Source organism: Acidobacteriota bacterium, from assembly GCA_016715115.1.
Lineage (GTDB): Bacteria > Acidobacteriota > Blastocatellia > Pyrinomonadales > Pyrinomonadaceae > JAFDVJ01.
In genome coordinates, this window is the sequence record JADKBM010000013.1 from 361,581 (window position 1) to 387,659 (window position 26,079).

24 protein-coding genes and 2 pseudogenes are annotated in these 26,079 nt (G+C 55.2%); 20 read left to right on the forward strand and 6 right to left on the reverse strand.

The annotated features are described in order from the left end of the window. The first annotated feature begins 48 nt into the window (after positions 1-48). The 6 genes from IPN69_16400 (at position 49) to IPN69_16425 (ending at position 5,125) form a co-directional block, all read left to right on the forward strand. Positions 49-1,428, forward strand: a complete 1,380-nt coding sequence (locus IPN69_16400) for an RHS repeat-associated core domain-containing protein (GenBank protein MBK8812292.1) — start codon at positions 49-51, stop codon at positions 1,426-1,428. A gap of 2 nt (positions 1,429-1,430) precedes the next feature. Next, complete coding sequence (locus IPN69_16405) at positions 1,431-1,988, forward strand: hypothetical protein (protein ID MBK8812293.1); 558 nt, start codon at positions 1,431-1,433, stop codon at positions 1,986-1,988. Positions 1,989-2,081: 93 nt separating this feature from the next. After that, positions 2,082-3,782 (forward strand): hypothetical protein, encoded by a 1,701-nt coding sequence (locus tag IPN69_16410; protein MBK8812294.1) that lies wholly within the window; start codon positions 2,082-2,084, stop codon positions 3,780-3,782. Between the two features lie 25 nt (positions 3,783-3,807). After that, positions 3,808-4,119, forward strand: coding sequence for a hypothetical protein (locus IPN69_16415; GenBank protein MBK8812295.1), 312 nt, complete (start codon positions 3,808-3,810; stop codon positions 4,117-4,119). Positions 4,120-4,128: 9 nt separating this feature from the next. Next, on the forward strand, positions 4,129-4,602 hold the full coding sequence (locus tag IPN69_16420; protein ID MBK8812296.1) for a hypothetical protein: 474 nt from the start codon (positions 4,129-4,131) through the stop codon (positions 4,600-4,602). Between the two features lie 7 nt (positions 4,603-4,609). Beyond that, positions 4,610-5,125 (forward strand): hypothetical protein, encoded by a 516-nt coding sequence (locus IPN69_16425; protein ID MBK8812297.1) that lies wholly within the window; start codon positions 4,610-4,612, stop codon positions 5,123-5,125. A 546-nt stretch (positions 5,126-5,671) separates the two neighbouring features. On the opposite strand, the gene IPN69_16430 is transcribed toward IPN69_16425, so the two are convergent. After that, positions 5,672-6,055 (reverse strand): transposase, encoded by a 384-nt coding sequence (locus IPN69_16430; GenBank protein ID MBK8812298.1) that lies wholly within the window; start codon positions 6,053-6,055, stop codon positions 5,672-5,674. Positions 6,056-6,538: 483 nt separating this feature from the next. On the opposite strand from IPN69_16430, the gene IPN69_16435 reads away from it, so the two are divergent. The 8 genes from IPN69_16435 to IPN69_16470 all read left to right on the forward strand — a co-directional run bounded on the left by IPN69_16435 (position 6,539) and on the right by IPN69_16470 (position 11,975). Next, a complete protein-coding gene (locus tag IPN69_16435) occupies positions 6,539-8,284 on the forward strand; it encodes a hypothetical protein (GenBank protein MBK8812299.1) in 1,746 nt (581 codons plus the stop codon). A gap of 5 nt (positions 8,285-8,289) precedes the next feature. Further along, the gene (locus IPN69_16440; GenBank protein MBK8812300.1) at positions 8,290-8,664 is read left to right on the forward strand and encodes a hypothetical protein; all 375 of its coding nucleotides are present in this window, start codon (positions 8,290-8,292) and stop codon (positions 8,662-8,664) included. Between the two features lie 136 nt (positions 8,665-8,800). Next, entirely contained in the window at positions 8,801-9,127 is a 327-nt protein-coding gene (locus IPN69_16445; GenBank protein ID MBK8812301.1) for a hypothetical protein, read from the forward strand. A gap of 97 nt (positions 9,128-9,224) precedes the next feature. Continuing rightward, positions 9,225-9,545, forward strand: a complete 321-nt coding sequence (locus IPN69_16450) for a hypothetical protein (protein ID MBK8812302.1) — start codon at positions 9,225-9,227, stop codon at positions 9,543-9,545. A 31-nt stretch (positions 9,546-9,576) separates the two neighbouring features. Beyond that, positions 9,577-9,885: a hypothetical protein gene (locus IPN69_16455; protein ID MBK8812303.1), complete on the forward strand. Its 309-nt coding sequence runs from the start codon at positions 9,577-9,579 to the stop codon at positions 9,883-9,885. A 48-nt stretch (positions 9,886-9,933) separates the two neighbouring features. Further along, positions 9,934-10,398, forward strand: coding sequence for a hypothetical protein (locus tag IPN69_16460; protein ID MBK8812304.1), 465 nt, complete (start codon positions 9,934-9,936; stop codon positions 10,396-10,398). Positions 10,399-10,700: 302 nt separating this feature from the next. Then, positions 10,701-11,198: a hypothetical protein gene (locus tag IPN69_16465; protein ID MBK8812305.1), complete on the forward strand. Its 498-nt coding sequence runs from the start codon at positions 10,701-10,703 to the stop codon at positions 11,196-11,198. Between the two features lie 423 nt (positions 11,199-11,621). Continuing rightward, positions 11,622-11,975 carry a hypothetical protein gene (locus IPN69_16470; protein ID MBK8812306.1) on the forward strand — a complete coding sequence of 118 codons (354 nt, stop codon included), beginning with the start codon at positions 11,622-11,624 and terminating at the stop codon, positions 11,973-11,975. A gap of 362 nt (positions 11,976-12,337) precedes the next feature. Here IPN69_16470 and purH read toward each other — a convergent pair. Continuing rightward, positions 12,338-13,979, reverse strand: a pseudogene (purH, locus tag IPN69_16475) (bifunctional phosphoribosylaminoimidazolecarboxamide formyltransferase/IMP cyclohydrolase). Between the two features lie 347 nt (positions 13,980-14,326). On the opposite strand from purH, the gene IPN69_16480 reads away from it, so the two are divergent. The 4 genes and pseudogenes from IPN69_16480 (at position 14,327) to IPN69_16495 (ending at position 17,258) form a co-directional block, all read left to right on the forward strand. Further along, complete coding sequence (locus tag IPN69_16480) at positions 14,327-14,695, forward strand: hypothetical protein (GenBank protein MBK8812307.1); 369 nt, start codon at positions 14,327-14,329, stop codon at positions 14,693-14,695. A gap of 201 nt (positions 14,696-14,896) precedes the next feature. Then, positions 14,897-15,541 (forward strand): hypothetical protein, encoded by a 645-nt coding sequence (locus IPN69_16485; GenBank protein ID MBK8812308.1) that lies wholly within the window; start codon positions 14,897-14,899, stop codon positions 15,539-15,541. Positions 15,542-15,757: 216 nt separating this feature from the next. Beyond that, positions 15,758-16,909, forward strand: a complete 1,152-nt coding sequence (locus tag IPN69_16490) for a hypothetical protein (protein MBK8812309.1) — start codon at positions 15,758-15,760, stop codon at positions 16,907-16,909. A gap of 59 nt (positions 16,910-16,968) precedes the next feature. Next, positions 16,969-17,258 (forward strand): annotated as a pseudogene (locus IPN69_16495) (Smr/MutS family protein). Positions 17,259-17,340: 82 nt separating this feature from the next. Here IPN69_16495 and IPN69_16500 read toward each other — a convergent pair. From IPN69_16500 to IPN69_16515, 4 genes are all read right to left on the reverse strand, one after another. Further along, positions 17,341-18,117 carry a tetratricopeptide repeat protein gene (locus IPN69_16500; protein MBK8812310.1) on the reverse strand — a complete coding sequence of 259 codons (777 nt, stop codon included), beginning with the start codon at positions 18,115-18,117 and terminating at the stop codon, positions 17,341-17,343. A gap of 644 nt (positions 18,118-18,761) precedes the next feature. Then, a complete protein-coding gene (locus tag IPN69_16505; GenBank protein MBK8812311.1) occupies positions 18,762-19,481 on the reverse strand; it encodes a tetratricopeptide repeat protein in 720 nt (239 codons plus the stop codon). A 183-nt stretch (positions 19,482-19,664) separates the two neighbouring features. Further along, positions 19,665-21,113, reverse strand: a complete 1,449-nt coding sequence (locus tag IPN69_16510; protein ID MBK8812312.1) for a hypothetical protein — start codon at positions 21,111-21,113, stop codon at positions 19,665-19,667. 587 nt (positions 21,114-21,700) lie between these two features. Then, a complete protein-coding gene (locus IPN69_16515; GenBank protein MBK8812313.1) occupies positions 21,701-23,170 on the reverse strand; it encodes a cytochrome c biogenesis protein ResB in 1,470 nt (489 codons plus the stop codon). A gap of 118 nt (positions 23,171-23,288) precedes the next feature. Between IPN69_16515 and IPN69_16520 the strand changes: the two genes are divergently transcribed. Further along, the gene (locus IPN69_16520) at positions 23,289-24,530 is read left to right on the forward strand and encodes a hypothetical protein (GenBank protein MBK8812314.1); all 1,242 of its coding nucleotides are present in this window, start codon (positions 23,289-23,291) and stop codon (positions 24,528-24,530) included. A gap of 8 nt (positions 24,531-24,538) precedes the next feature. Beyond that, positions 24,539-25,852, forward strand: a complete 1,314-nt coding sequence (locus IPN69_16525; protein ID MBK8812315.1) for a cytochrome c3 family protein — start codon at positions 24,539-24,541, stop codon at positions 25,850-25,852. The last annotated feature ends 227 nt before the right edge of the window (positions 25,853-26,079 follow it).

Here is a 26,079-nt window from a genome sequence, read left to right on the forward strand (position 1 = left end):
GCCGACGGGCTGAGCGTCGTTTTCAACGGCGAGAACAAGCAGTCGTTGGTGCTCGACCAGAACAACCATCCGATCGGGCGCTACTTTTATGACGGCGAGGGGCGCAGGGTCAAGAAGGTCACCGATCTTGAAACGACCGTGTTTGTTTATGACGCGAGCAGTAAACTGATCGCCGAATACTCGAACCAGACGCCGCAGAATCCGAACACGAGCTATGTCGCGACCGACACGCTGCTGAGCGTCAGGCTGGTGACCGACAGGAGCGGCAACGTCGTCTCACGCCGCGACTTCAAGCCGTTCGGCGAGGACCTTGCCGCCGACCAGACGTTCAGGAAAACGACCGACAAATACTCGACCGCAACCCAGGACAAGGTCCGCCAGCGCTTCACCGGATATCAGAAAGACATCGAAACGGGCCTCGACTTCGCCGAAGCCCGAATGTACGAAAACCGCCACGGCCGGTTCACCGCCGTCGATCCGCTCCTTGCGTCAGGCAAGTCCGCGAATCCGCAGACCTTCAACCGCTACACCTACGTCCTGAACAGCCCGTTGGTCAACACCGACCCGACGGGTTTGCAGACAAATCAGGCATCCGGGACGGGGGAATCGATCAAATTCTATCTTTATGTTCGGAGTTTCGCGCCGTTCGACTCATTTGGCGGTGGCTTCAAAGGAGACGGCGACAACAGACAATTCTCAACTAGTTTAGAAAAATCCGTTACTTCCAGGATGACATCGGTTGCAGAAGTAACTATGGCAACCAGATCTTCAGGGATCGCAACTCCCGATTCCGCCTTCGTTACTACTCGCGCACCGCTAGTTGCGTTTTTGCCTAAAGGTGACGCCCAGACTCAGCGGTGGTCGGCGGAGGTCAAATCAATCGGATCACATTCCGAGGGCGCGCCGGGAACAATATTTGAAGGATTCAGCGCTGAATCAGAGGTATACTTAAGCGATGGCAGGGGAACCTTTGACGCATTTGAGACCGAATATTCTGGGTACGGGTCATGCCAAGTCAACTACACGCTTTATGGAAATGACGACGCGTTTCCGCTCGGCATCGGCGATTGGAATGTGGCGTCCAATATCGATGTAAACGCAGAGATCAACTTTAGCGGAGGGCGGAATAGTGACGGAAGCTTCAGGGTTGTGGTCAATGGGCAGATAACGGGGGATGCCTTTCCCGCGGCGGAATCGTTCGTCCGTGACACGAGCGGGAATTCGGTCTTTCTTGGAGTGTTCAGCGTACCGCCGGGAAGTACGCCTTATAACAGTCTTCCTATAGCGAATAATCGTCCCATGATTTCAATCAACAATGTTCAGATCAATGCTAGTAACAACGGCGTATTCACCTCTGTTACGCAGGGAGACCGGACTTACTCGATTGAGGAATGGAATCGTCGGTTTTTGAATCAGCCAACTCATTGAGAATGGCACACAATCTTCGAATTATGCGCTACGCGATACACTTTCTAATGTTCTTGAGCCTTGCTTTTGAGATGGGTTGCGTCCGCCCGACTCCTAATGTCGGGCCGCCGGCCAAGTATCTTTTACCGAGCGGGTTCACGGGCCCGGTTCTTGTCGTCTTTGATCGGCCGAACGGAAAGGATTTCGAGCAAATCGACGGCACGGCAATCTATCGGATTCCCTCGAACGGAATTCTGGAGCTTCGCGAACCCGCTACATATATCAGACGAGGGGAACGGTTCTATTATGAAGACGCCGGCGGAAGTTTGAGCGAGATTCCGCAGGCATTTGCGGACAGCGAGGTCGCGGACGGTCAAGAGGCTACTCGAATCTCTCAATTGGATCCAAATGATCAACAGGTTTACGTGTCCGGGAGAGGTATGGGAAAATTCGGTTCGACTGGTGGTTTGGTCAACTACAAACAGTTCATCGTGGGCCGGATAAAAGACTCTGATCGACAGTCCTTTGCGGGGGACAAACTAGTGTTTGAATACCAACGCACGACACTGAAACAGCCTTAGCGATATCTCCGCTCATTCTGAGGAAGTCTGTTCGCCGAATACACGACCGCCGCGCCTCCGCAGAATCCGACGACGCGATACACCGCGACGGATATGTTGGGTTCCCCGCGGGTCATCACGGACAGCCAGGGCAACGTCATCGCCCGAAGAGATTTCAAACCCTTCGGCGAAGAGATCACCAGCAACACCGGTGAGCGCACGACAACCGCGAAATACGGAGTCTCCGACAACCTCCGCCAGAAATTCACCACATACCAACGAGACGAAGAAACCGGCCTCGACTTCGCCGAGGCGCGGATGTACCGGAACAACCACGCGCGGTTCACCGCTCCCGATCCGCTCCTCTCATCGGCAAGCCTCGGAAATCCCCAGACCTTCAACCGCTATGTCTACGTCGGCAACAATCCGGTGAATGTGACGGACCCTTTAGGATTGGACTGGTGCGTGAAGAAGGACGGCAGCGACGGCGGGTTCGTACGTTTTGCAGGTGCCGGTACTGCCTGCGGCGGTGACGAAAGACGGACGACCCGGGCTGATGCCGTGAATACGGGCGGCGTGGACTCAAACGGGGTCACATTCCGTATTGGCGATACGCTGACTCTGCACGACGACGGACGATACACCGTCAACCGACCGTCAAACGATCGGGATGTAGCCAACGCAGGCGTTCAGATTCAAGCATCGTCCAACCCTGACACCACAGTCTCGGCACCGACCGGGGAAATTGGAACTACAATCTCTCCCCGACAAACGGATCCTGATCTCGGATGTCCCGTAGGAAGCGATTCGGCGTGCGGCAGCGGCAATGTTGCGCTATCACCGTCACTTGATACCGAAAACAACGCGCCATTAGGGGCGGTTGCCGGCATTGAAACCATAGCCGAGGCGGGGCAAATGGTGCCTGGACTTAACGTTCCGGCCACGATTCTTAAGAGCGCGATCGATCTGGGACAAGGTGAGATAGGGGAAGCGGGCTTGAACACGGCTGGGCTGATTCCTTTCGGCAGCCTCTTCCGCCGCGGGCATCGGTTCATCAATGCGGTCGACAACGTGGCGGACGCGACGCGGGCGCTCTGCTTTGTCGCCGGCACGCTTGTTCATACCGACGAGGGACTTGTTCCGATCGAGCTGATCGAGCCCGGCGACAGCGTTCTGAGCTATAATGAGACCAACGGCCAACTTGAATTCCGTGAGGTCGTCCGGCTCTTCAGAAACACGGCCGACGAGTTTTTGAAAGTCCATATCGAAAGCGAGCCGCAGACACTGCAGGTTACGTTGGGGCATCCGTTCTACGTTCACCGCAATCGGAGCGACTTGTCGGCGGATGACGGCGAGAGGATCGCGGCGGAGTCGCTGAAGACGGGCGATCTGCTCAAAAACAGCGCCGGCGAATGGAAGCCGATCGTCGCAATTGAGCGCGTCTTTGAGTCAAGAGCGACCTACAACTTTGAGGTCGAGGGCAATCACAACTATTTCGTCGGGCTCGGCGGCTGGCTGGTTCATAATGATTGTACCGATATTGCGCTTGCGCTTCAGAAGCAGACTGGTGGCGGAAGAGTGATTCGAATAATGCAGTTCGGGGCTAAGGGGGAGGAAACATTCCTGAACTCTGGAAATATGTATCAGAAGGGGTTCTTCTATCACGATGTGTTTGTTTACAAGGGAAAGGTTATCGACAAAATGAGCAAATTCGGGGATAAACCGATACCGTTCAAACAATGGGTTCGAACATTCGAGCCTCGTTCGGCGAAAAACCCGGGTGGCGTTCCGACGGTGCTTAAGAGGATAAATTGACGAACAACGGAGGCTTGGTTCGACTATGCCCATCCACGAATCGGGAGACAATAAGCTTGTAGAACTCATCTGCAACATCGTCCGGCGACCCTCGATGTATGTCGGAAACTGCGAGTTCGTCGAGGTTGCAGGATTTATCGAAGGCTTCGCGTCCGCATCGGCAAAAGATTATGAAGAACTCCGGGAATTCAACAGATGGTTGGCAGTACGGCTCGATTTTCCACGAAACTGGGGATGGAAGGATGGGATGAAAGAGGTCTATCCGAACTCCGAAGACGCGTTGCGTGAATTGGGACGCCTGTTCAAGGAGTTCAAGGAGTCGACCGAGAAACGATGAAACCGTCGTCTGGGAAAGCTTGCCCCGGCGGAGTCGCTAGAAACGGACGATCTGCTGCGAAATATCGCCGGTGAATGGAAGCCGATCATCGCAATTGAGCGCGTCTTTGAGTCAAGAGCGACCTTCAACTTTGAGGTCGAAGGCAACCACAACTACTTCGTCGGGCTCGGCGGCTGGCTGGTTCATAATGATTGCACCGCCGGAGGTTCTTATGTTGTTTATCAGGGGCTCAACCGAGTTACCGGAGCCGTTGAATATGTTGGAATCACTTCAAGAAACCTGGGCGTTAGGGTGGCAGAGCATCGTCGTGTTGCAGAAAAGGCAGGACTTCAATTTCTTGAAGTCGCCGGTGCTAGCAACCTTACAAAAATCCAGGCCAGAGTTTGGGAGCAGAAGCTGATAAATCAACATGGTTTGGCGAATCTGCAGAACAAGATAAACTCAATCGGCGAAAAATACTGGTCGATTTACGGTATCAAGTGAGGATGATATGGAAAAGCGAAAACGGGTCATTGCAAAAATCGGCGATGTTTTCGCCGTCAAAATCGACGACAAATCGCAAAAGTTCTTTCAATTGATTGCTTTCGACCCATTGCAACTAAACAGCGATGTTGTCAGGACATTCAATGAGGTCTATTCTGCCACCGAAACCCCGCCAATGGATCGAATCGTCGCCGGTGAAGTTCAGTTCTTTTCGCATTGCATTGTCACGTGGGGAGTCAAACTGGGGCTGTGGGAGAAGGTTGGAAAATCACGAAATGTTGGCGAGATAGAACAAATTTTGTTTTGCCTCACTCCCGAATATGCGCGAAGAAATGGCGAGGAAAGGCTCGTGAGATCCGACAAGTGGTACGTTTGGCGGATCGTCGATCATGCGTACACCCATGTTGGCAAGCTGCGAGGCGAAAACCAAAACGCCGAGTTTGGTGTGGTCTTCACGCCGCACGATATCGCTTACCGGATCCGAACGGGGCAGCACGAGTACCCAATTCCCTCGTATGACTGATTTGTCGATAGCACCAAACGTTCGTCATAGGTGCATTGCTATCCGGGTCGTTGGCGCGGCAGTCGAAGGAACTTGCTGTTGGCGGAACCTTGGTGAAGATTAAACAGATCGACCCGCATGGGGGGCCTTCGAAAATGGCTGAGCTTGCCGAAAGGTCTATATCCTGACGTGCGATGGGCTGAACACGTCGTACACATCAATCAGGGGAAGGTGATCGACCCATTGAGCAAATATGGGAACAAGGCGGTTCCTTTCAAGGATTGGGTGAAACACTGGGATCTGAGCGAGACAAAGTTGAAGAAATGGAAGGAGTGAGGAGAAATGAAGCAGGTCACCAGCGCTATACTTATCGAGCTGACATCAACAACCTAAATGATTCGCCGAACATCGGAGGCACTTGAACTCGACTCAAAGAACTGGTACTTCATTGGGGGCTACGCGTCATTCCTATTCCAGTTTGGAAACCCTGGCGTCGCATTCGATTTCTATCTCGAACTCCTTGATATTGAAAAAGCAAACGGAAACGAGAATGCGATGGCCGAAACCCTAATCGGATTGCGCGTACTCGCAAAGAGACTTGGAATATCCAAAATCCAAAATCGCACGGTCTTCGCGGTCGGACTTCACCCGCGCTTTCGAGATCGCCCGCGTGAACAGCGGGTTCGACAACACCGACCGCGCCTCGCTTCCGGTGCGGAAGATGCTCATCGCCGCGTTCGCCGAGGTCGAGACCTCGAGCGCGATCGAGTCGGTTTCGCGCAAGTGTCCGGCGAGCGCGCGGAAGTCCTCCCTCGCGGACGGAAAGGCGAAGTTCGCCAGCTCCTCTCCCGTTTCCGTGAGCACCGCCAGCTGTGATTGTTTCTTGCCGAGATCGAGGCCGAAAAAGAGCCTCGCGTTTGTTTTTTGAAATTCAGGTATCCGTTCTATCATATGTTTGCAGGTTTCGCCGGAGCGAAGGTTTCAACTATTGATTCGAGCTTTGAAAGCTTCAAGATGGTCCGAAACGAAAAGGGCGGTTTACTTACGATGGCAAGCTCTGATGGCTTATACGTATAATCAAACCGCCGCTCAACAACGGGCCGTCGCTCCGGCGACGCCGACAAAGGTTGAGCAGCCGAGCCCGAACCATACTGATCGGAACGATACCCGATTATGGGCCAACTGCTCAACCCCTAACCTTTTCATACCACTTACGATTTCAACGGCAACATCGTTCAGGATGCCCAGAATCTGAGTTTCGCGTACAACGGCGATGACAAACAGACAGTCGTCCGGGATCTCAATATCCCGACGAACTCCGGAAATCCCGACGCGAACGTCATCGGCCGGTACTTCTACGACGGCGAAGGCGCGAGGGTCAAGAAAGTAACGAATACGGAAACGACCGTCTTTGTTTATGACGGATTCGGCGCATTGGCTGCGGAATACTCAACGGTCGCGCTGCCCGTGAATCCGACGACGAGCTATCTGACGACCGACCTGCTTGGGTCGCCGCGCGTGATCACCGATCGTCAGGGGAACGTCGTTTCCCGGCGCGACTTTCTCCCGTTCGGCGAGGAGATCGGCGCAGGCGTGGGCGGACGAACGGAAAGTCTCAAGTATTCGCTCAACGGTTCCGACAACATCCGCAAGCGCTTTACCGGCTACGAAAAGGATGAGGAAACCGGCCTCGATTTCGCCGAGGCGCGGATGTACCGGAACAACCACGGACGATTCACCGCACCCGATCCGCTCCTCTCATCGGCAAGCCTTGGAAACCCCCAGACCTTCAATCGCTATGTATACGTCGGCAACAATCCGGTGAATGTCACCGATCCGCTCGGTCTGAAGTGGTGTCACAAGAAGGATACGAAAGACTATCAGGAAGGGTATTCCACGTGTCCAGACGGTTGGGAATCGGCTGATGGCCGGGAAGTGACGACACTGAACGACTGGACGGATCACAATGCAAGAAAGGGTGCCGTCGTTATTCTGAATGAGGATGATACGGTAACCATTGTACGCGCCCCCAAAAGCCAGGTTGAAGAGGAAGGAGCGCTGGTGCAGGACCAGAGCAATCCGCAAACCGTCGACGCCCCGACCGGCGAAATTGGATCGGCGATCTCTCCCCGTCAAATCGTTCGCGGGCCTGATCTGGGTTGCCCTACAGGAAGCGACTCTGCCTGCGGCAACGGAAATGTTTCGCTATCACCGTCACTTGATACCGAAAACAACGCGCCATTAGGGGCGGTTGCCGGCATTGAAAAAATAGCCGAGGCGGGGCAAATGGTGCCTGGACTTAACGTTCCGGCCACGATTCTTAAGAGCGCGATCGATCTGGGACAAGGTGAGATCGGGGAAGCGGGCTTGAACACGGCTGGGCTGATTCCTTTCGGCAGCCTCTTCCGCCGTGGGCATCGGTTCATCAATGCGGTCGACAACGTGGCGGACGCGACGCGGGCGCTCTGCTTTGTCGCCGGCACGCTTGTTCATACCGACGAGGGACTTGTTCCGATCGAGCTGATCGAGCCCGGCGACAGCGTTCTGAGCTATAATGAGACCAACGGCCAACTTGAATTCCGTGAGGTCGTCCGGCTTTTCAGAAACACGGCCGACGAGTTTTTGAAAATTCAAATCGAAGGGGAGCCGCAGACTCTGCAGGTTACGTTGAGGCATCCATTTTACGTTCACCGGAACCGGAACAATTTGTCGGCGGATGACGGCGATTGGATCGCGGCGGAATGGCTGAAAGCCGGCGATCTGCTCAAAAACAGCGCCGGTGAATGGAAGCCGATCATCGCGATCGAACGCGTCGCCGAGACGCGAGCGACCTTCAACTTCGAGGTCGAAGGCAACCACAACTACTTCGTCGGACTCGACGGCTGGCTGGTTCATAATGATTGCTGGTCGTTGGCGCGTCAGTCGAAGGAACTCGCTGGCGGCGGAAGCTTGGTGAAGATTACTCAGGTCGACCCGTTAGGGGGACCCTCCAAATGGCTGAGCTTGCCGAAAGGTCTATATCCTGACGTGCGATGGGCTGAGCACGTCGTACATATCAATCAGGGGAAAGTTATTGACAAGTTGAGTAAGTATGGAAACAAGGCGATTCCTTTCAAGGATTGGGTGAAACACTGGGACCTGAGCGAGACGGTTTTGACGAACGTAAATAAGCTAGAGTAGGAACGATGAAACCTTCTGAGATGAAACGTGCAATGGAGAATGCGCCGAGCAAAGACAAATTGGACTTAGCAATGTTGATCGGCGCCATTACGCGTCGCCCACAGATGTACACAGGTTATACGGACCTGCGGTATGTAGCGGTGTATCTCGAGGGTTTCGCCTACGCAAAAGACGAAACCTCCAAGGAGATTCGAGGATTCAACCAGTGGCTTGCCGAGCGCTTGAACTTTCCTCGAAACTGGGCTTGGTGGGATGGCTTGCTACAGGCCTACCCGGATTCCGAAGATGCATTGCGTGAATTGAGCCGGCTGTTCAAGGAGTTCAAAGAACCAAAAGGAACGATGAAGCCAGCGTCTACGGAAAAGCTATCGACAAAATGAGCTAGTTCGGGGTTCAAACCCATACCGTTCAAGCAATGGGTTCGAACATTCGAGCCTCGTTCGGCGAAAAACCCGGGTGGCGTTCCGACGGTGCTTTTGAGGATAAATTGACGAACAACGGAGGCTTGGTTCGACTATGCCCATCCACGAATCGGGAGACAATAAGCTTGTAGAACTCATCTGCAACATCGTCCGGCGACCCTCGATGTATGTCGGAAACTGCGAGTTCGTCGACGTTGCAGGATTTATCGAAGGCTTCGCGTCCGCATCGGCAAAAGATTATGAAGAACTCCGGGAATTCAACAGATGGTTGGCAGTACGTCTCGATTTTCCACGAAACTGGGGATGGAAGGATGGGATGAAAGAGGTCTATCCGAACTCCGAAGACGCGTTGCGTGAACTTGGGGTTCTGTTTCATGAATTCAAGCAATCCAGAAGCGCGAATGAGTCTGTTCAGGATTGAATCAGCTGATTGTGTCGAAATTGTTGATATCGGGGCCCAGCGGTAACGATCTTGAGAACCTGATTACGAGCATTGTCCAAGGACGCTTGACCCGAGAATGTCTATTCAGAATCATAGCGAACCCGGCGAGCGTGAACTTGAGGTGCTTATCCACAGCATCGTCCGACATCCGGCGATGTATGTGGGAACTCGCGAGTTTGCCAAGGTCGCCGCGTTTATTGAAGGCTTTGCGTTCGCCTCTGTTGATAGGCTTAATGAACTTCGGGATTTCAACCGATGGTTGACCGGGCGGCTCGATTTTCCCAAAAATTGGGTTTGGGCCGGTGGGATAAGTCTGATTTATCCCAAATCGGAAGACGCGTTGCGTGAGCTTGGAGTTTTGTTTCGTGAATTCAAGCAATCGACAGGCGGGGAATGAGTCTGTGCGGGAGTGATTTCTTTGGCTGCTTATGTCGAAATTTATTGATATCGGACCCGGCGGGAATGATCTGGAGGATCTGATCACGAGCATCGTCCGACATCCCGGTTTGTACGCTGGCTCGTCGAACTTCAGCGGCGTCGCCGCATTTATTCAAGGCTTCGCGTTTTCGAGTCGGGAGATGTTTGAGGAGTTGAGGGAGTTCAACCGATGGCTCATCGAAAAATTTCAATCCGACACAGATTTGGGCTGGGCGAGCGCAATTGAAGCGGCCTATCCCGAATCAACGGACGCGTTGCGTGAATTTGGGAAGTTGTACGAAGAATTCCGCCGATCTTGACCCTCCAATCTACTTGTTATCGATTGGGCGACTCGTCCCAAAGGTATCGTGGTTACTTCGACCGATGCCGGCTGGCGACGGTCGCGGTCGATCACGAACGCGCTCGGGCAACTGATCCGCGTCGATGAACCGACCGGGATCAGTTCCGATCCAAACGCCGATCTCGGCGCGATCGACGCTCCGAACCAGCCCACCTTTTACACCTACAACGTTCAGGGAAAATTGGTGAAGGTGCAGCAGGGCAGATCGGGTGAAACGACCCCGATCCAGCATCGGTATTTCAAATACGATTCTTTGGGCCGATTGATCCGGGTGATGCAGCCCGAGCAGGAGCCGAACCCGAATCTTGCTCTTGCCGATCCGTACAACACATCGGGACAATGGTCGGCGGCGTTCAAATACAACGCGCTCGGCGATCTTGTCCGCGCGACGGACGCCAACGGGGTTTTCGATCATAAACAGAGTACGACAAGGCTAAGCGCGTCACGAAGCGTTGTTATTCGAAACCGCTGAACTCCACGATCACCGCCACGACCTGCGCCGGTCTCGCGAGCAACGACATCAGCGACAACACGCCCGAGGTCACGTTCCTTTACGACGGATTCCTCGCCGCAAGCCAGCCGCCGACGGCCTCGCCCAACTTCGCGAAAGGCAAACTGACGCGCGTCGCGAGCAGCGTCTCCGACACGCGCTACACCGGGTTCGACACGCTCGGGCGGCTGACCGAAAGCATCCAGCGCACTCCGTTCGGCACCGAATCGGTCGAGAACGCGACCCCGCGGGTATCGAAGTACGCCTACAACTTCGCCGGCGCATTGACCGAGGAAACCTATCCCTCGACACGAGTCGTCCGCTATGAATACGAATCCGATGGCGACCTCAGCCGGATCTGGGGCAAAGCCAACCAGAACGCACCCGAGAGGACCTACGCCAATTCGTTCTCATACACGGCATCGGGCGGGATCGAGCGGATGAAGCTCGGGAACAACCGATGGGAGACGGCGAAGTTCAACGAGCGGGCGCAACTGACCGAGATCGGGATCGGCGTCGGTGTGACCGACAACAGCGTCTGGAAACTTGAATACAAATACGGCGAGTTTGAGTCGGGATCGGTCAACGCGAGCAAGAACACGGGCAATATCGCGCAGATGGTGATGACGGTTGCCGGCATTGCGAATCCGATCGTCCAGAATTACAGATACGAATCCCTTCATCGCCTGACCGAGGTGGAAGAAAAGAACAACACGACCGAAAATGCCGGGCAGAACTGGACTTTGCAGGTCAACCAGCCGCGGAGCGGCGGCAGAGTTTAGCCGTGCGGCGTAAGCCCACGGAAAGCGATCGAATCCCGAACCCGAGTCGCAGAGCGACGGCACACCGCATTTTGGATTTCGCCAACCCGCAGGAGTTGCGCGTTCACGCACGCGTGACCGCCGAAAGCGGACGAACGGCGTGGCGATTTCCGACCGATCGGAAATCCAAAATCGAAATCCCCAAAATCGTCCGTGCCGTCGCTCACGCGACTCCAATCACTAACCGCGCGTTGGCCCGTGGGCTGACGCCGCACGGCTAAACTCTGCCGCCGCTCCGCGGCTGGTTGAATGCGTAAAGTCCGGCGACAAACCGGTTCAATCCGAATCAGGGCTACGGGTACGATAAAAACGGCAAGAGACGGCCGTTTTCGTCTATTAATCGCCTCAAATCTGCGGAAGAGAAGGTCGGAACCACCACGAACTTTGAAGCAGACCTTCGACTACGACCGGTTCGGAAACAGAACGTTCGACGCCGCCAACACAACGACGATTTCGGTTTCAAACACGGTCACCAACCCTTCGGCGAGCGCCTCGACTAACCGGCTGAACGGCCATACTTACGATCCCGCCGGAAACCTCACGGTCGATGCCGAGAACAAACGGTTCGTCTACGATGCCGAAAGCCATCAGACAAAGCTTTTCGGGCCGACGAACAACCCGTTGCGATTTTGGATTTTGGATTGGATTTCAGATTATCTTGATGTGATTTCCGGACATCCCGACTTCCCGCAGGGGCCGGAACATTTCATCGACCGAGACGACCGTTTTCGTCTATGATGGAAGCACCGAGGCTGACTTTCTCAAACATTACGACCTTGTTTTCGCCAGCGAAAGCATTGACGCCGCCCGCTGCTTTGCCGGAGCGGCATTTGATAAGCGTGACGATCATTACGAGGTTGCCTGTGCGTTCAAAAGCGAGCCGGTGAATTCCGAACGTAAACCCTGGGTTTTCCATTTTGAATTGGCGTCGAGCGGTTGGGAATTCGTCCGGTTGGACACTACGAACGAATAATGGCCAAAACTCCGATCATCGCTAAATATCCGATCGATTGCTTCGGCGGCAATCGATCGGATCCGTTGAAGAAGATCTAAAGAACCTTCGCTTTTGTTCCGGAGATCCGAATATCGCTGCGAAAAGCTCAGTGCTTAAAATGCCTCACGCCCGTGAATGCCATCGCGATATTGTGTTCGTTGGCGGCGGCGATCGATTCTTCGTCGCGCATTGAACCGCCGGGTTGGATGATCGCGGCGACGCCAAAGGCGGCGGCTTCGTCGACGTTGTCGCGGAACGGGAAGAACGCGTCCGACGCGACGACCAAAACCCTTCAACGACAGCCCGAAGCGTTCGGCGCGAACGGCGGCGATGCGGACCGAATCGACGCGGTTCATCTGTCCAGCGCCGACTCCGAGCGTCTGTTCGCCGTTCGCAAAGACGATCGCGTTCGATTTGACGTGTTTGCAGACCTTCCAGGCGAAAAGCATCGCGCGGATCTCTTCAGCCGTCGGCTGGCGGTCCGTCACGAATCTCAGGTCTTCCGAGGTGACGCGCCGCAAATCCTTGTTCTGCAGCAAATAGCCGCCCGAGATCGGTTTCAGTTCGGAACTCTCGCCGGTCGCAACGGTTGCGATTCTGATCACGCGCTGGTTCTTTTTCTTCGACAGAACGGCCAACGCGTCCGGGGTAAAGTCAGGCGCGATGACGACTTCGGTAAAGACCTCGTTGATCGCCTCAGCCGTTTCGGCATCGACCGTGCGGTTGACCGCGACGATGCCGCCGAATGCCGAAACCGGGTCGGTCGCCAATGCGCGCCGGTATGCTTCAAGCGTGCTGGCGCCGGTTCCGACGCCCGACCAGGTTCGTGTGTTTGATGATCGCCACCGTCGTTTCCTCGAATTCGTTGACGAGGTTCCACGCCGCATCGGCATCGACGTAATTGTTGAACGACATCTCCTTGCCGTGAAGCTGCTCGGCGCCGGCGATCCCGCCGCCGGTTTCCGAGCGGTAAAGCGCCGCCCGTTGATGCGGATTTTCGCCGTAACGAAGGTCCGAGACCTTTTCGATCTCGATCAATTCAAGCTCCGGAAATTCGCCCTGATCGGTGGCTCGTTCCTCCCCGTCCGATTCGATAAAGATCAGATTCTTCAAGGGGTTGAGCGGTTCAAGAAGCTCGAGTCCGCATCGTCAAGCTGACCCGCGAGAAAGCGCGGATCGCGAGGTCGTAACTCGCCGTCCGCGTGTACGCGGAGCACCGCGAGACGCCGGCGCGTGGGCAGAGAAAGGCTTCCGGCGTTGGCATTCATCTCGCCGATGATGTCTTCATAAAGCGCGGAATCGGTGACGACCGCGACATCGCGCCAGTTTTTCGAAGCCGACCGGATCATCGCCGGTCCGCCGATGTCGATGTTCTCGACCGCGTCTTCGAGCGTCACATCGTCCTTTGCGACCGTTTTCTCGAAAGGATAGAATTGACGCAGACGAGATCGATCGGTTCGATGCCGTGATCGGTCATCGCGCGGATGTGTTCGTCGTTGTCGCGAAGCGCGAGAAATCCGCCGTGGATCTTCGGATGGAGCGTCTTGACGCGCCCGTCCATCATTTCAGAAACCGGTGACGTCGGAGACTTCGGTAACGTCGACGCCCGCTGCGCGCAGCGTGGCCGCGGTTCCGCCGGTTGAGATGATCTTGACGCCGAATTTCGCCAGCGATTCCGCGAACTCGACGAGTCCGGACTTGTCCGAAACGCTGATCAGGGCGCGTTCGATCTTTTTAAGTTCACTCATATGATTTTACAAACCAACTGAAATCGAGAATGCGGAAATTAAAAAAGCGGCCGTGAAAGACCGCTTTCTATAAAGCCAATTCTGGATGCAGACCGAAAACGAAGCGTGTTTCCGATTAAAAACCGCCGCAAAGGATTTCTCGAGTCGAGCCATCGCCTAGAGAATGAAGCGTCCGAAAACAAGAAGGCTCAACAAAAACGCTAAAGTGTAGATGACAATTTTGATAAGACTCATAAAATTTTCTATGCTACTACCTGTCAAGAGCCAAAAAAACGCTTACGATCAAGCTTCCATTTTAGTTCCGCGATGAAATTGATGTCAAAACCGCTCAAACCGTTTTCGTCGCTGTGATCGTTTTCGTTCACATTTTACAATTTCTTAACACTTCGAATGCGCAAACAACGGAAATCAGCATTACCGTCGATGGTTCGGGTACGCGCATCATCGGTAATGTTTCAGACGAGCCCTCCGCCCGGAAGGTTACAGATTTCTCGCTTGCCGACGCATTTGCGGGCCAGACCGGACTTGCGGCCCGTCACTCTGAGATCGAACTTGCCGGACGTGACGGAAAGCCGATCGATTTCAAAACACTCGCACCCGGAGAGATCCTCGCGAGTTCGAACTTCGACACATTTCGCTACAAATCCGATCTGAAGCCGTTGAGTCCGACGGCGATGGCCCACGTTTCGTGGCTCGCGAAGGCCGCGGGATCTTGATGGGCGCCGATCTTCTGCCGCGACTGACCGGGAAGACGCCGGCCGTCATTTTCATTTGCGCTTCCGGCCGGGTAGGAGATCGTCTCGAACGAGACTCGGATCGCGGAGAACACCTATCGCGTTTCGGTCCCCGAGACCGCCGTCTTTTTTGTCGGCAAGGACCTGCGTACGCTCGAAACGCCGGACCGCACCGCACGGTTGGTGATCGACGGCGAGTTCCTGTTTTCCGACTCGGACGCGGCGAAAATGACCGGCGAGATCCTTGAAAGGTATCGGATGTTATTCGGTTCGGCGCCAGCGGGCGGAATTCTGGCCGGGTTGATCCGCTACCCGAAGGGAATGCGGTTCGGGCGTTGGGAGGCCGAGACGCGCGGCGCGACGCTGATGATAATGTCCGCCGATATGCCGTTTTCGACGCAATCCGTTCAAAAACTTCACGAGCAGCTTCGCCACGAACTGTTTCATCTTTGGGTTCCAAACGGCCTCGATCTGTCCGGCGATTACGACTGGTTTTACGAGGGATTTGCGCTTTATCAATCGTTACGTACGGCGGTCGCGCTGAACCGGATCCGCTTCGAGGATTTTCTTGACACGCTCGCCCGCGCATACGATGCCGATTCGATGCTTAGCTCCCGAAAATCGCTGATCGAGGCTTCCCGGAGCCGTTGGGCGGGTTCGAACACGCAGGTTTACGCGCGCGGGATGCTTGTCGCATTTCTCATTGATCTGTCGCTGCTCGAAAAATCGAAGGGAAGAACTCGGCCGAGGACGTTTTGCGTGCCGTGTATCGCGATCACCGGCTCGGTAAACCGCGCGAGGACGGGAACACAGCGATCCTTCGCGTGATCGAATCCGAGGCGTCACTTCGAACGGTCGCCGCAAACTACATACGCGGCGCGGAGTCGATTGATTGGCGAACCGAACTGAGCTTCGCCGGCATCGAAGTTCGGACTGAGAACTTCTCGACCAAGCTAACGGTAAAGGCGAAACCGAGCGGGCGTCAAAGGATTTATTGGACAAGTTGGGTTATAATAACTGGCGAAATTTCTTGAAATCATCGAAATGAGTCTTAAACGAGCTTTTACATTTACGATCTTATTGGCCGGTGCGGTTTTGTTAAGCGGCTGCGGCTGGATAAGCGGCGCGTTCGGCAGTTTTGCGACCGCGGTCGGCTTGAGCGACACGGGAACGGTCATCGCGAAAAAGGCGCAGATCCGAACGTCTTTCGCCGTCGTGGCCTCGGACATTCTCGAGGTCAAACGCGGCGACCAACTCGACATCATCGATCAGGTCGATTTTGAAAAGGTGATCTGGTATCGCGTCCGTGCCCGCGACGAGGATATGACCGAAGGTTGGATCGAAGCGCAGAATCTGATTACCGGCGAGGTGCTTGAAAAATCCAGGAAACTCGCCGAAGAAGACAGGGACGCGCAGCCGCAGGCCAACGGTCTGCTGCGCGCGAAGTCGAATTTGCGTATCTCGCCTGAAATGCGCGACGACAACGTGCTTCTGAAACTGGACAACGGTTCGACGTTCGAAATATTGACCTGGAAGTACGTGGTCAAAGCGGTCGATGCGTCGAATGTCGACGATTCGTCAAAGAGCGATACGAAGAAAAATGGCTCAAAAAGCCGAAGCGCCGAGATCGAAGCTGCCAAAGAGGATAACGAACCGGAAAAGCTCGACGAAAAGTACGACGTCTGGTACAAGGTCAAGCTCGATCCTTCCGTCTCGCCGGCGCCGTCCGGTTGGCTTTTCGGGCGTCAGGTCGAACTTCAGGTCCCGAACGATATCGTCTTTTACCAGCAGAACAACAAAAAGTTCGTGACGTGGCAACGCATCGATGCGCTCGACACATCGCTCAAGGACGAAGCCAAAACAGCTAAGCCGAGCAGCTGGATCATTCTTTCGCGAACGAACACCGTCAAAGCGATCGACGGCAAGGAACCCGACTTTGACGGCGTTCTGCTGCTCGGATACGACAAATACGATCAGACCCACTACCGTATTTATCCGCTGATCGGCGAGGTTTGGGGTGAACTTCCGCTGAAGGTCGAAGGGACCAATGAGAGCCGGACGTTCACGCTACGGCTGCGCAATACGGCGAGCGGTCAGATCGAAGAGAAGCGATTCAATGTTGTTTTCGACAAGACGCGGTACAAATTGCGGTTGCCGGACGACATCGCCAACTACGAGACCGCGAAAGGGAAATGACCTGATCCGAGCGCGTGATCAAAGACGAAACCGTCAACGTTGCTCCATTCTTTTCGACTATGATTGACGACCTCGATAATCCGTTCGGCGAGACCGTCGATCTTGAGATCACGGACTCGATCGACCTTCACGCGTTCGCTCAAGGGACGTCAAGGCGGTGACCGAAGCCTACCCTGAGGAAGCCCGGAAGAAGGGTTTCAAAATGGTCCGTTTGATCCACGGCAAGGGTGTTGGGGTACAGCGCGAAACGGTGCGAAAAGTACTTGAACGGACCGAATTTGTCCGTTCCTTCAAAACTGCCGACGAGTTTTCGGGGAGCTGGGGCGCGACGATCGCGGTGCTTGATTGATCCGGAAACAGCCTGAAAATGAAAAAGCCGGCCGCGTTCGAACGCGGCCGGTTTCTTTCTACAAAAAAGGGCGATTGGCAGACTATTTCTTGAGTTCCGCCACATACTTGCGCAATTCCACAAGATCCATTCCCGAATCGAGCTGCTCCAATCTTGCAAGCGTGGCCCGCGCGTTCGCGGCTTCGCCGTTCGTGGCGTAGGCAGACGTCAGATTGTAAAGGATGCGTGGGTTTTTCGGATCGATCTCGAGCGCGCGGTTGAATTCCCGGATCGCCCGATCGACGTTCGGCTTTGGACGGTTGAGATAGGTCAGCCCCAATTGACCACGATGGGGGACGTTGTTTGGCGACTTCTCGAGCGCCTTTTCGTACCAAGCACCCGCAGTTTCATACTCTTCTTTTTCGAAATAAGTGTTGCCGAGCATAAACATCGGTTCGGACGCCTCGGGATTCAGCCGGCGGGCTTGGTTGAGGGTCTTGATCGCCGAATCGAATTTGCTGGTCTGATAGTAGTGATCGGCCGCTTTCATCTGGGCATCGTAGTTGTCCGGCTCTGCTTTGGCCAATTCTGCTGCCTTTTCGCCTTCTTCTAATCTCTTGCGTTCTTCCTCGAGTTTTTGTTCATCGGTCTTTAGGTTTCCTTTCTCTTTGTCGATCGCGTCTTGCTTGTTCTGATCCGCGCCGGCCGAGTTGCCGGCACGGGAATCGGCCGAGGGATTCTTCGCGGGTTCGGTCGGCCCGTTTAAGGGCGAGCGCAGAAAGTAGATCCCAAGCCCGACGCCGGCGCCCAGCAACAGCAAAAGGACGATCCCGATCACGACGTATGGATGGCGCGCCGCTCCACGCTCGGTTGCCGGCATTATCGGCTGGGCGTTCGGTTGCGGGACCGACTCGACCGTCTGCCGGACCGGGGCTCACGCGCGAAGCGCTTCGGACGACGGTCGGCATCTCGATCTGCGGCGCGGTTGGGATCTGCGAAGCGGGAACCAGCGTCGCGCCGTCGTTCAGGCAGAAGTTCGTATCGTCGTAATAAACTTGGTTGCATTGCGGGCAGGTGTTCATTTCGATATCCTTCGCGACGTGTCACAAGGATCGATCGAAACAACGCCGCGGCGCAAATGAAAAAGCTCGAATCCAACTTGATTTTAGCATACGACACGGCTGGCTAAAATTTGGCTCAACGCGGGCGCGACGAGCGCGATCGTCGCACCGGAAAAAGCCCGAAGAAGAGAAAGCCGGTCGCGATCGAACGCGGCCGGCATAGGGAAGGGGGGGGGGGGGGGGGGGGGGGGGGGGAAAAGGGGGGGAAACTTCTCGTCCATTAAAAGGACGCAGGAAGAAAAGGATCAATTCCTGCGTCCCTTTCATGGACGAACAATCATTAAAACCAAGTCGTCGGGATGCTCCCGACGTTATTAACTGAGTCCCTTTCAGGGACAGTTGAAAATGCTTGAACTTACTAATCCGTAACAGGGTCTAATTCGCAAAAAAAGCGTTCGGGAAGCTATTTGCCGAGCTTTTCGACTTCTTCCTTTAATCTGCCGATCGCCGCGTTCGACGGCTCGATCGCTTCGATCTTCGCGAGCGTCGCCTTGGCGTTCGCCGCGTCGCCCTTTTTGATGTACGTTACCGTCAGGTTTTGAAGGCTCTGGAGATGTTTCGGATCGACCGCCAGCGCTTTGTTGAACTCCTGTATCGCCCTTTCGTAATTCGCCGGTTCGCGCAGAAAGAAAGTCAGTGCCAGATCCATTCGAACGACGACATCGTTGGGTTTCTTTGCCAGCGCGCTGGTATACCATTTCTCTGCCTCTTCGAACTTGTCAGTTTCCGAATACGAGTTTCCGAGCATCACCAACGGCTCGACTTCCTCGGGCTTCAACTTGTTTGCGCGCTGGATCAACTCGATCGCCGAATCATACTTCCGAATCTGGAAATAGACCTTTCCGGCGTTCATTTGCGCGTCGTAGTTTCCAGGTTCGGCCTTCGCTTTTTCGATCGCTTCCTGAACCTGCGGAATGTTCTCCATTTGCGCCGCGGTCGGGTTGTTGCCTGAGATCTCAGGATGCCCCGGCGGCATATTTGCGTTTTGGCTCATCCCGCCGCTCAAGGGGTTTTGCGCGGTTGTCGTCGAGCTGCCCCGATTGACCGAATTTGCGAACATAAAGCCGATCACGAGACCGGCCACCAATCCGATAATTCCGAATAGAATGTTTTCCTTGTTCATAAATAGTTATCTGCCCTTCGTCGTACCAAATGGATTCCAAGCGTTGCTAAGCTAAGTAACTTCTAAAGTATGCGCAGGGTGACCCGCGATTTGCAACAGGCCCGAATCGCTGAACCGCCCCAAAATCGCAAAAAAAGCCGCGTGCGGGATTTATGTCGCACGCGGCCTTTCGTTTTGGCAGGACTACTGAACATATGCCGAAGGAACCGGACGGTCGGACGCGAGTCCGAACGTCGCGACGCTCAGGCTCGACGTGCTGCTGGCACGTATGTACCACGTACCGCCACGGTAAACCGCGGCGTCCGTTTTACCGTCGCCGTCGTAATCGGCGGGAACGAGGACGTCGGTCGCGAGTCCCCAGTTATAGTAAACGGCCTGGCCGTTCGAGCTTTGCTTGACGAACCAAACGCCGTTGCGGAACACCGCGAGATCGGTCTTTGAATCGCCGTCATAGTCCGCGCAGACGAACTTGTCGGTCGCAAGCCCCCAATTGTCGACTATCAGAGCGTTTGTCGAACTCAAACGGATGTACCAGCGCTGGTCTGCGGGACGGTAGATCGCCGGGTCCGACTTGCCGTCACCGTCGAAATCGCCGCGGACGGCTTTGTCGCCGGTCGTTCCCCATTGAACATAGGTCGTGTTCCCCGACGGATTATTGAGACTTCCGCGATAGTAGAAGTAGCTCTGCGAACCGACGGCCGAGTCGCGATAAACCGAAGGATCGGCTTTTCCGTCGCCGTCCCAATCCGCGACAGTTGTAGGTTTGTCGCCCGTTTGACCAAGTTTTTCAACGCGCACGGTCGAAGTGGTCGATTGAAGAATATAGAACGCGGCCTCTGACGCCGGAGCTTCGCGCCAGACCGCGAGATCGGTCTTGTCGTCGCCGTCAAAATCGGCCGGCGTAATGACGTCGGTCGCGATTCCAAGCTGCATTGCATTGAAACCCTGGGTTGAACGGTTCATATACCAGATGCCGGTGGCCGGTCTGTAAATGCTCGGGTCGGCCTTGCCGTCTCCGTCAAAATCGGAAAAACCGTGACGAATGACGACCACGGGTTGGGGTTGAACGACTGCGGTCGTGGTAATCGTCACGTCGCCTCCTTCCCCGCCATCGTTATCGCCCTGCAGTCCGGCTCCATAGAATGTAATGTTTCCGACGTTTGTCGCCGGCGCGGTCCAGTTGAAAGTCCAGGAAGCGCCGCCGAACGTGCCCGGATAGGTGCCGGCGAGAGTTTGGGTGACGTAACTTTTGGTTGAAGCAACACGGACGCGTGTGTTTCCGTTCGTCGCCGCGACCGTCCCCGCCATCGTCGTCCCGGCAAGCGGAATGACCTCGAACCCCCAATTAGCGCGTGAAAAGTTCGTTGTCGAATGCTGAACCTGGATCTGATAGGTTTGGCCCGGAACATAGGTGGCCGGCGCGATCACGCTGAACTGACCCGCGCCCGCATTCTGCGAATGGCACCCTGTGCAGGTCGTTTCGCCGGGGGCTCCCGTGCGTCCCGTCGGCGCGCCGCCTTCGGATGCGATAGCGGGAGCCGTAAAACTCGAGCTTAGAAAAACCGCCGCGGCCGCTGCCGCCGCGAAGGAAAGTACCAGAAACAATTTCACACGTCTTATCTTCAATACCATAACTATAGTCCTCCTAAAGACTTAAGAACTTCGCAAGTCTTATGAATCGCGCGATTTGCGCGTCTATGCGATTTGTTTGACCGCCGAGGGTAACGGTGAGCCAATTTCCGATCTCGTTTCCGACCGAGCCCAAACGATCGGACGGAAGCGAGTCAAGTCGAGCAGCGTTTTTACTGGAGCGGCGAATTCAATTCCGAAAACGCAAATCGTTGCGGGAAACTTCGAAAACGAATCAACCCGGGGGGATGTCGGTTGGGTTCAACTAACCCCTTTGTTGTTCCGACGGAGACATTGGTTGCACGAACCGTGCCCGAGGAGGCAGAAAACGCCGCCGGACGAACATTGAGCCGCTGTAGCATCGCCGCCGGAGCGTGATGATGGTTCATGGCACCTTGTAGTCAAAACACTGTTAAACGCAATCAAGGCAAGGATTTGAAGAAAGCTTTCAGAATCGAAAGATCTGATTCGGCCACTGCCGAAAAAAGTGATGCGCACAACCGTTCCGTTTTTCGGCAGAGCAACGTATGTCCGTCGAAACGAATCATTTTGTCACGGTCCGGTGCGAAAAATTCCGCGGTTTTGTGAGATCAGGCCTCCAAGAGCGAGTCAAAAAGCCGTGCGAATCGTCTTTCAAACGAGGCTTGATTGCGGTTCGTGTTGCCCGCGAAGATCAATCGGCATTTGCCGTTCGGGAGCCGTTCGATCGCGCACCAAACGCGTTGGTGAGAGAAAAAAAAGACGGCCGCGAGCGAGGCGATGAGCAACGCGAAACCCGTGTAGACGATCGGCGAGCCCGGATCACGGCGCACGATCAGAACGTGTCTGTCGGAAACTCTCTCAAAATCGAGCAAGCGAAGGCTGCTTCCTCCAAACGAACTCAAATTCGTCCGATCGCCGGACTGATTGTCGCGAAATGCGAAAACGGTCCGGCGTGTGCCGTCCGGCAAGGTCGCTTCGATGATCGCCGCCGGATTCTCGTAGCCGACGGAGTTTTCGTTGGACGCGTCGCGAGTCAGACTGAGATTCGCGCGGAAATCGACGAAGCGAAGTGCGGTCCCATTCGCGAGACTTACGGTTCCGTTGCGCTCGATCGTATGGTTTTCGACCGATCCTTCCGCGGTTGTGGCTTGAATTCGAACGCTTCGCGCTTTGGCGATCGAAAGAAATGTCGAATGAAAGATCCGGAAACCCCGGTAATCGAACGGCTGATTTAGCTTTATCACCGCTCGATGCCGGCCGGAATCGTCACTGATCTCGAGATGCGTCAACCAATCGATCGAATTGGCGGATTCGAGTGGCCCTTTCGGATTGATCAGCTTTTGTTCGAGATCGAGGCACGTGACGGCGAACGGCAAACGCCGGTATCTGATCGAGGACCGGTCGTCGCGAAAGACGAGTTCGTTGATCTGCGCCGCGGTCTCGCCGACGGTGATCGGCAATTGCCCCGAATAGCTTAATTGCGACGTCACGAAGCCGCCCGCGAGAATCGTCAGGAGCGCGACGTGAACCGCGTATGCGCCGAATCGGTTCCAAGCGCCGGACTCGGCAAAGACGAATCTGCCGTCGCCCTTTTCACTGACAAGCGTCCGCCGCCAGCCGATCTTCCGACAGGTGTTCGAGACTGTTCGAGCGACCTCGTCCGGCGTTCCGGCGAGTTCGATTACGCCGCTTGGTTTTTGTGAGACCAACCAATTCGGCGTCGGTTCCAGATTCGGGCGCGCGACCAGCTTCCGGGTTCTCGGAAACTGCTCGATCGACGCCAAAATGATATTCAGCGACAGAAGGGCCAAAAGCGCGTTGAAGTACCACGTGCCGTAGATGTCGAATAATCCGAGCGTGCCGTAAAGGTTCCGTCGGAACTCGCTCATTTCCGCAATGTACGCTTCAAATCCGGTAACGTTGTATTGCGTCACGAGCATCCCCGTCATACTCACTGCGATCAGCAGAATAAGCAAGATGATGCCGAATTTGACGGAACTGAGAAAGTCGGTGAATCGGGCTGCGAAGGATGGTCTTTTTGCGGAAGCCGAAGCGCTGAGATCTTCTTTTGACGACATTTATTTCTTCCGCTTTCGGCGAGATATTTGCCGATTGTTTTCAGGTCTGTGACCACAATCACATTCTTTTGAATGGCGTTAATTGTAGCATTTCGTTAAGCTTTAATCCATCACTTCGATGACAAGACTAAACGGCAAAAGATATCAACGGTTTCGCCTCGCGGTCGTTCTTTTGTTCGTGTGCGCTTCGTTCGGAAGCCTGTTTTATCCTCGGATCCTTGCGGTCACGCACGGCTTCGACGCGGTTGCCACACCGACTCCGAAACGCCGGCCGAAACCGAAAGCCAAGACCGTTCCGAAGCCGACGCCGGCGCCGACTCCGGATCCCGAACAGGCGCGATTCGGTGACTTCAAGCACCAGATCCATCTCGATATGGAAATGCAGTGCTCGGCGTGCCACAAAGTGCCGACAACGAATTGGGACAAGGTGCGAAGCAAGGACGCGGCGTTCCCGGACGTGACGGATTTCCCGAAACACGATTCTTGCATCGACTGTCACCGCGAGCAGTTTTTCACCGGCAGGCCGCCGGCGATCTGCGCCAACTGTCATGCCAATCCCGGGCCGGGCGACAGCACCCGCTTCCCGTTCCCGAATCCGCGTGAGATCTTTGACGCGACACCGCGCGGCAAGATCGCGGAATCTGAATTCAAGGTCGCGTTTCCGCACGACAAACACGTCGAGATCGTCAGCCAAAACCGTTCGCCGAGAGCGCGTGACGGAGCGCTTTTCGTCACCGCGCGGATGAGTTCGAACGAAGATAGCTGCAAGGTTTGCCATTCGACTTACAAACCGCAAGGCGATTCCAACGACGAGTATTTTTCGAAGCCTCCGAAGGATCTGGGCGATGCGTTTTGGCTGAAAAAGGGAACGTTCAAGGCATCGCCGATCGGTCACGCGAACTGTTTCACGTGTCATTCTGCCGATTCGGGGATCGCTCCGGCGCCGACCGATTGCGGCACGTGCCACAAGGTCAAGGAGCCGCTTCCGGCAACCGACTTCAGTTCGGAGTTCGCGGTTAGAATGGGAATTGACGACAAGATAATGCTTCTCGCGTGGAAACGCCGGACTTCGGCGGGTGCTTTCCGGCACGAGTGGTTCAGTCACGCCGAACTCAGTTGCGCTACCTGCCACAACGTGATGACGCTCAACACGGCCGAGATCAAAACCAAGAAAGTGCCGGTGACGTCGTGCGCGGGGTGTCACATTACGGCGACAACGAATGACGGCGGAATTCTGAATTCCGAGATCGACGCCAAAAAGAAGGATCCGAAGTTCTCGTGCGTGAAATGCCACGTTACTTTCGGCAAGTCGCCCGTTCCGGAATCGCATTTCAAGGCCGTAGTTGAGGCCGGCAAGTAAAAATGACAATGACACCGCAGTCAAACAACCGACAAAATGCGATCCGCCGATCAAAGCTCGTGCGCGGAGCGGTCGTTCTGACGTTCCTCGCGGTTCTTTGCGGTTATTTTGTCACTTCGTGTTCGAAGGCGCCGCCGTCGATTGACGACGACAAAAGCCCGTACAAGCCTTTGATCGAAGAATCCACGGTGACGGACGCGATGGAGAACGTCGACTTCGCGAAGTTCAAGCACGACAGTACGCGTCACAAAGACTTGCCTTGTTTGCTTTGCCATCAGCGCAACGACGATTCGACGAAAGTCGGCTTCGCGCCGCACGTTTCCTGCGCCGGCTGCCATACTCAGCAATTCGATGACAAGTCGCATCAGATCTGTCAGATTTGCCACGAAGAACAGGGGTCCGAGAAACTCAAACCCTTCCCGCCGATCCGGAGTTTCAGCGTCAAATTTGACCACAAGGCGCATTTCAGCGAGGCAAACTGCGCGACCTGCCATCGGCCGCAAGGAGCGGGAATGAGCGTGCCGGCGGCGGCCAACGATGCGCACGCGACCTGCTTTCAGTGCCACTCGGCCGCCAAGACGGTCGGCGAGAACAACATTGGCAAATGTTCGACGTGTCACGAACTCGGGCCGCGCAATCCGATAAACGATTCGACGGCGGCGATCGGATTCAACTTCGATCACGCGAAACACGGCAAGCTCGACTGCAACAGCTGCCACAACCCGCAGGGCGGAAACGCAATGTCGGCGATCAACGTCGCGATGCACGCGGGTGCGGCGAACAGTTGCGCGACCTGCCACAACGGTTCGCGCGCGTTCGGCGCGAACAATTTCTCAAACTGTCGGCAGTGTCACTCGGAAATGGGCGGCGCGAAAACGGTCGGGATCAAGTTCAGCCACGCGTCGCACACCAAGTCCAATTGTTCGATCTGCCACAAACCGGCGGGAAAAACGGGCAATTTCGTCGTCCCCGACGGTCAGTCGGCGCACAGTACCTGTTTTCAATGCCACTCGCCGAACAAGGGCGGCGGCAGCTTTACGAGCGGGAAATGCTTCACCTGCCATCAGATCGGCGGAACGAACACGATCTCGGCATCGTCTCCGGTGATCCCGGGCAATTTTGCCCACACGAAGCACAGTTTTATGGATTGTGATTCTTGCCACACCTCCTCGAACGGCGTGATGAGCGCGCCGTCCGTATTGATGCACAAGGCGCCAAAATCCGGCACGAATTGTGCGACCTGCCATAATAACGAAATGGCGTTCGGCGAAGACTTCACCAACTGTAAACGGTGCCATACCGGGAACACATTCAAGAAATAGACGTCTCACGAAGTGGGATCCGTTCAGGATCTGTCTCCCGACTCGGCCAGTAGCCCGGAATCGAATTCGGGCGGATTTCGATCGGCCGGGAGGACGATCCTGAGCAATCTCGAACCGATTCCAATTGCCGCCGCCTGAAACCATTTCTCAGCCGAGAAATTTCGGTCCGAAAGTGACACCTGTCACTACGTCGGGATCGGTATCGATCTAAAATGGGAACAGCAACG

What these genes read in the sequence shown, in the direction of transcription:
- IPN69_16405 (MBK8812293.1), top strand. Translation starts at nt 1,431, where the DNA reads ATGGCACACAATCTTCGAATTATGCGCTACGCGATACACTTTCTAATG.
- IPN69_16410 (MBK8812294.1), top strand. Translation starts at nt 2,082, where the DNA reads ATGTTGGGTTCCCCGCGGGTCATCACGGACAGCCAGGGCAACGTCATC.
- IPN69_16415 (MBK8812295.1), top strand. Translation starts at nt 3,808, where the DNA reads ATGCCCATCCACGAATCGGGAGACAATAAGCTTGTAGAACTCATCTGC.
- IPN69_16425 (MBK8812297.1), top strand. Translation starts at nt 4,610, where the DNA reads ATGGAAAAGCGAAAACGGGTCATTGCAAAAATCGGCGATGTTTTCGCC.
- IPN69_16430 (MBK8812298.1), bottom strand. Translation starts at nt 6,055, where the DNA reads ATGATAGAACGGATACCTGAATTTCAAAAAACAAACGCGAGGCTCTTT.
- IPN69_16440 (MBK8812300.1), top strand. Translation starts at nt 8,290, where the DNA reads ATGAAACCTTCTGAGATGAAACGTGCAATGGAGAATGCGCCGAGCAAA.
- IPN69_16445 (MBK8812301.1), top strand. Translation starts at nt 8,801, where the DNA reads ATGCCCATCCACGAATCGGGAGACAATAAGCTTGTAGAACTCATCTGC.
- IPN69_16450 (MBK8812302.1), top strand. Translation starts at nt 9,225, where the DNA reads ATGTCTATTCAGAATCATAGCGAACCCGGCGAGCGTGAACTTGAGGTG.
- IPN69_16455 (MBK8812303.1), top strand. Translation starts at nt 9,577, where the DNA reads ATGTCGAAATTTATTGATATCGGACCCGGCGGGAATGATCTGGAGGAT.
- IPN69_16490 (MBK8812309.1), top strand. Translation starts at nt 15,758, where the DNA reads ATGAGTCTTAAACGAGCTTTTACATTTACGATCTTATTGGCCGGTGCG.
- IPN69_16500 (MBK8812310.1), bottom strand. Translation starts at nt 18,117, where the DNA reads ATGCCGGCAACCGAGCGTGGAGCGGCGCGCCATCCATACGTCGTGATC.
- IPN69_16505 (MBK8812311.1), bottom strand. Translation starts at nt 19,481, where the DNA reads ATGAACAAGGAAAACATTCTATTCGGAATTATCGGATTGGTGGCCGGT.
- IPN69_16510 (MBK8812312.1), bottom strand. Translation starts at nt 21,113, where the DNA reads ATGGTATTGAAGATAAGACGTGTGAAATTGTTTCTGGTACTTTCCTTC.
- IPN69_16515 (MBK8812313.1), bottom strand. Translation starts at nt 23,170, where the DNA reads ATGTCGTCAAAAGAAGATCTCAGCGCTTCGGCTTCCGCAAAAAGACCA.
- IPN69_16520 (MBK8812314.1), top strand. Translation starts at nt 23,289, where the DNA reads ATGACAAGACTAAACGGCAAAAGATATCAACGGTTTCGCCTCGCGGTC.
- IPN69_16525 (MBK8812315.1), top strand. Translation starts at nt 24,539, where the DNA reads ATGACACCGCAGTCAAACAACCGACAAAATGCGATCCGCCGATCAAAG.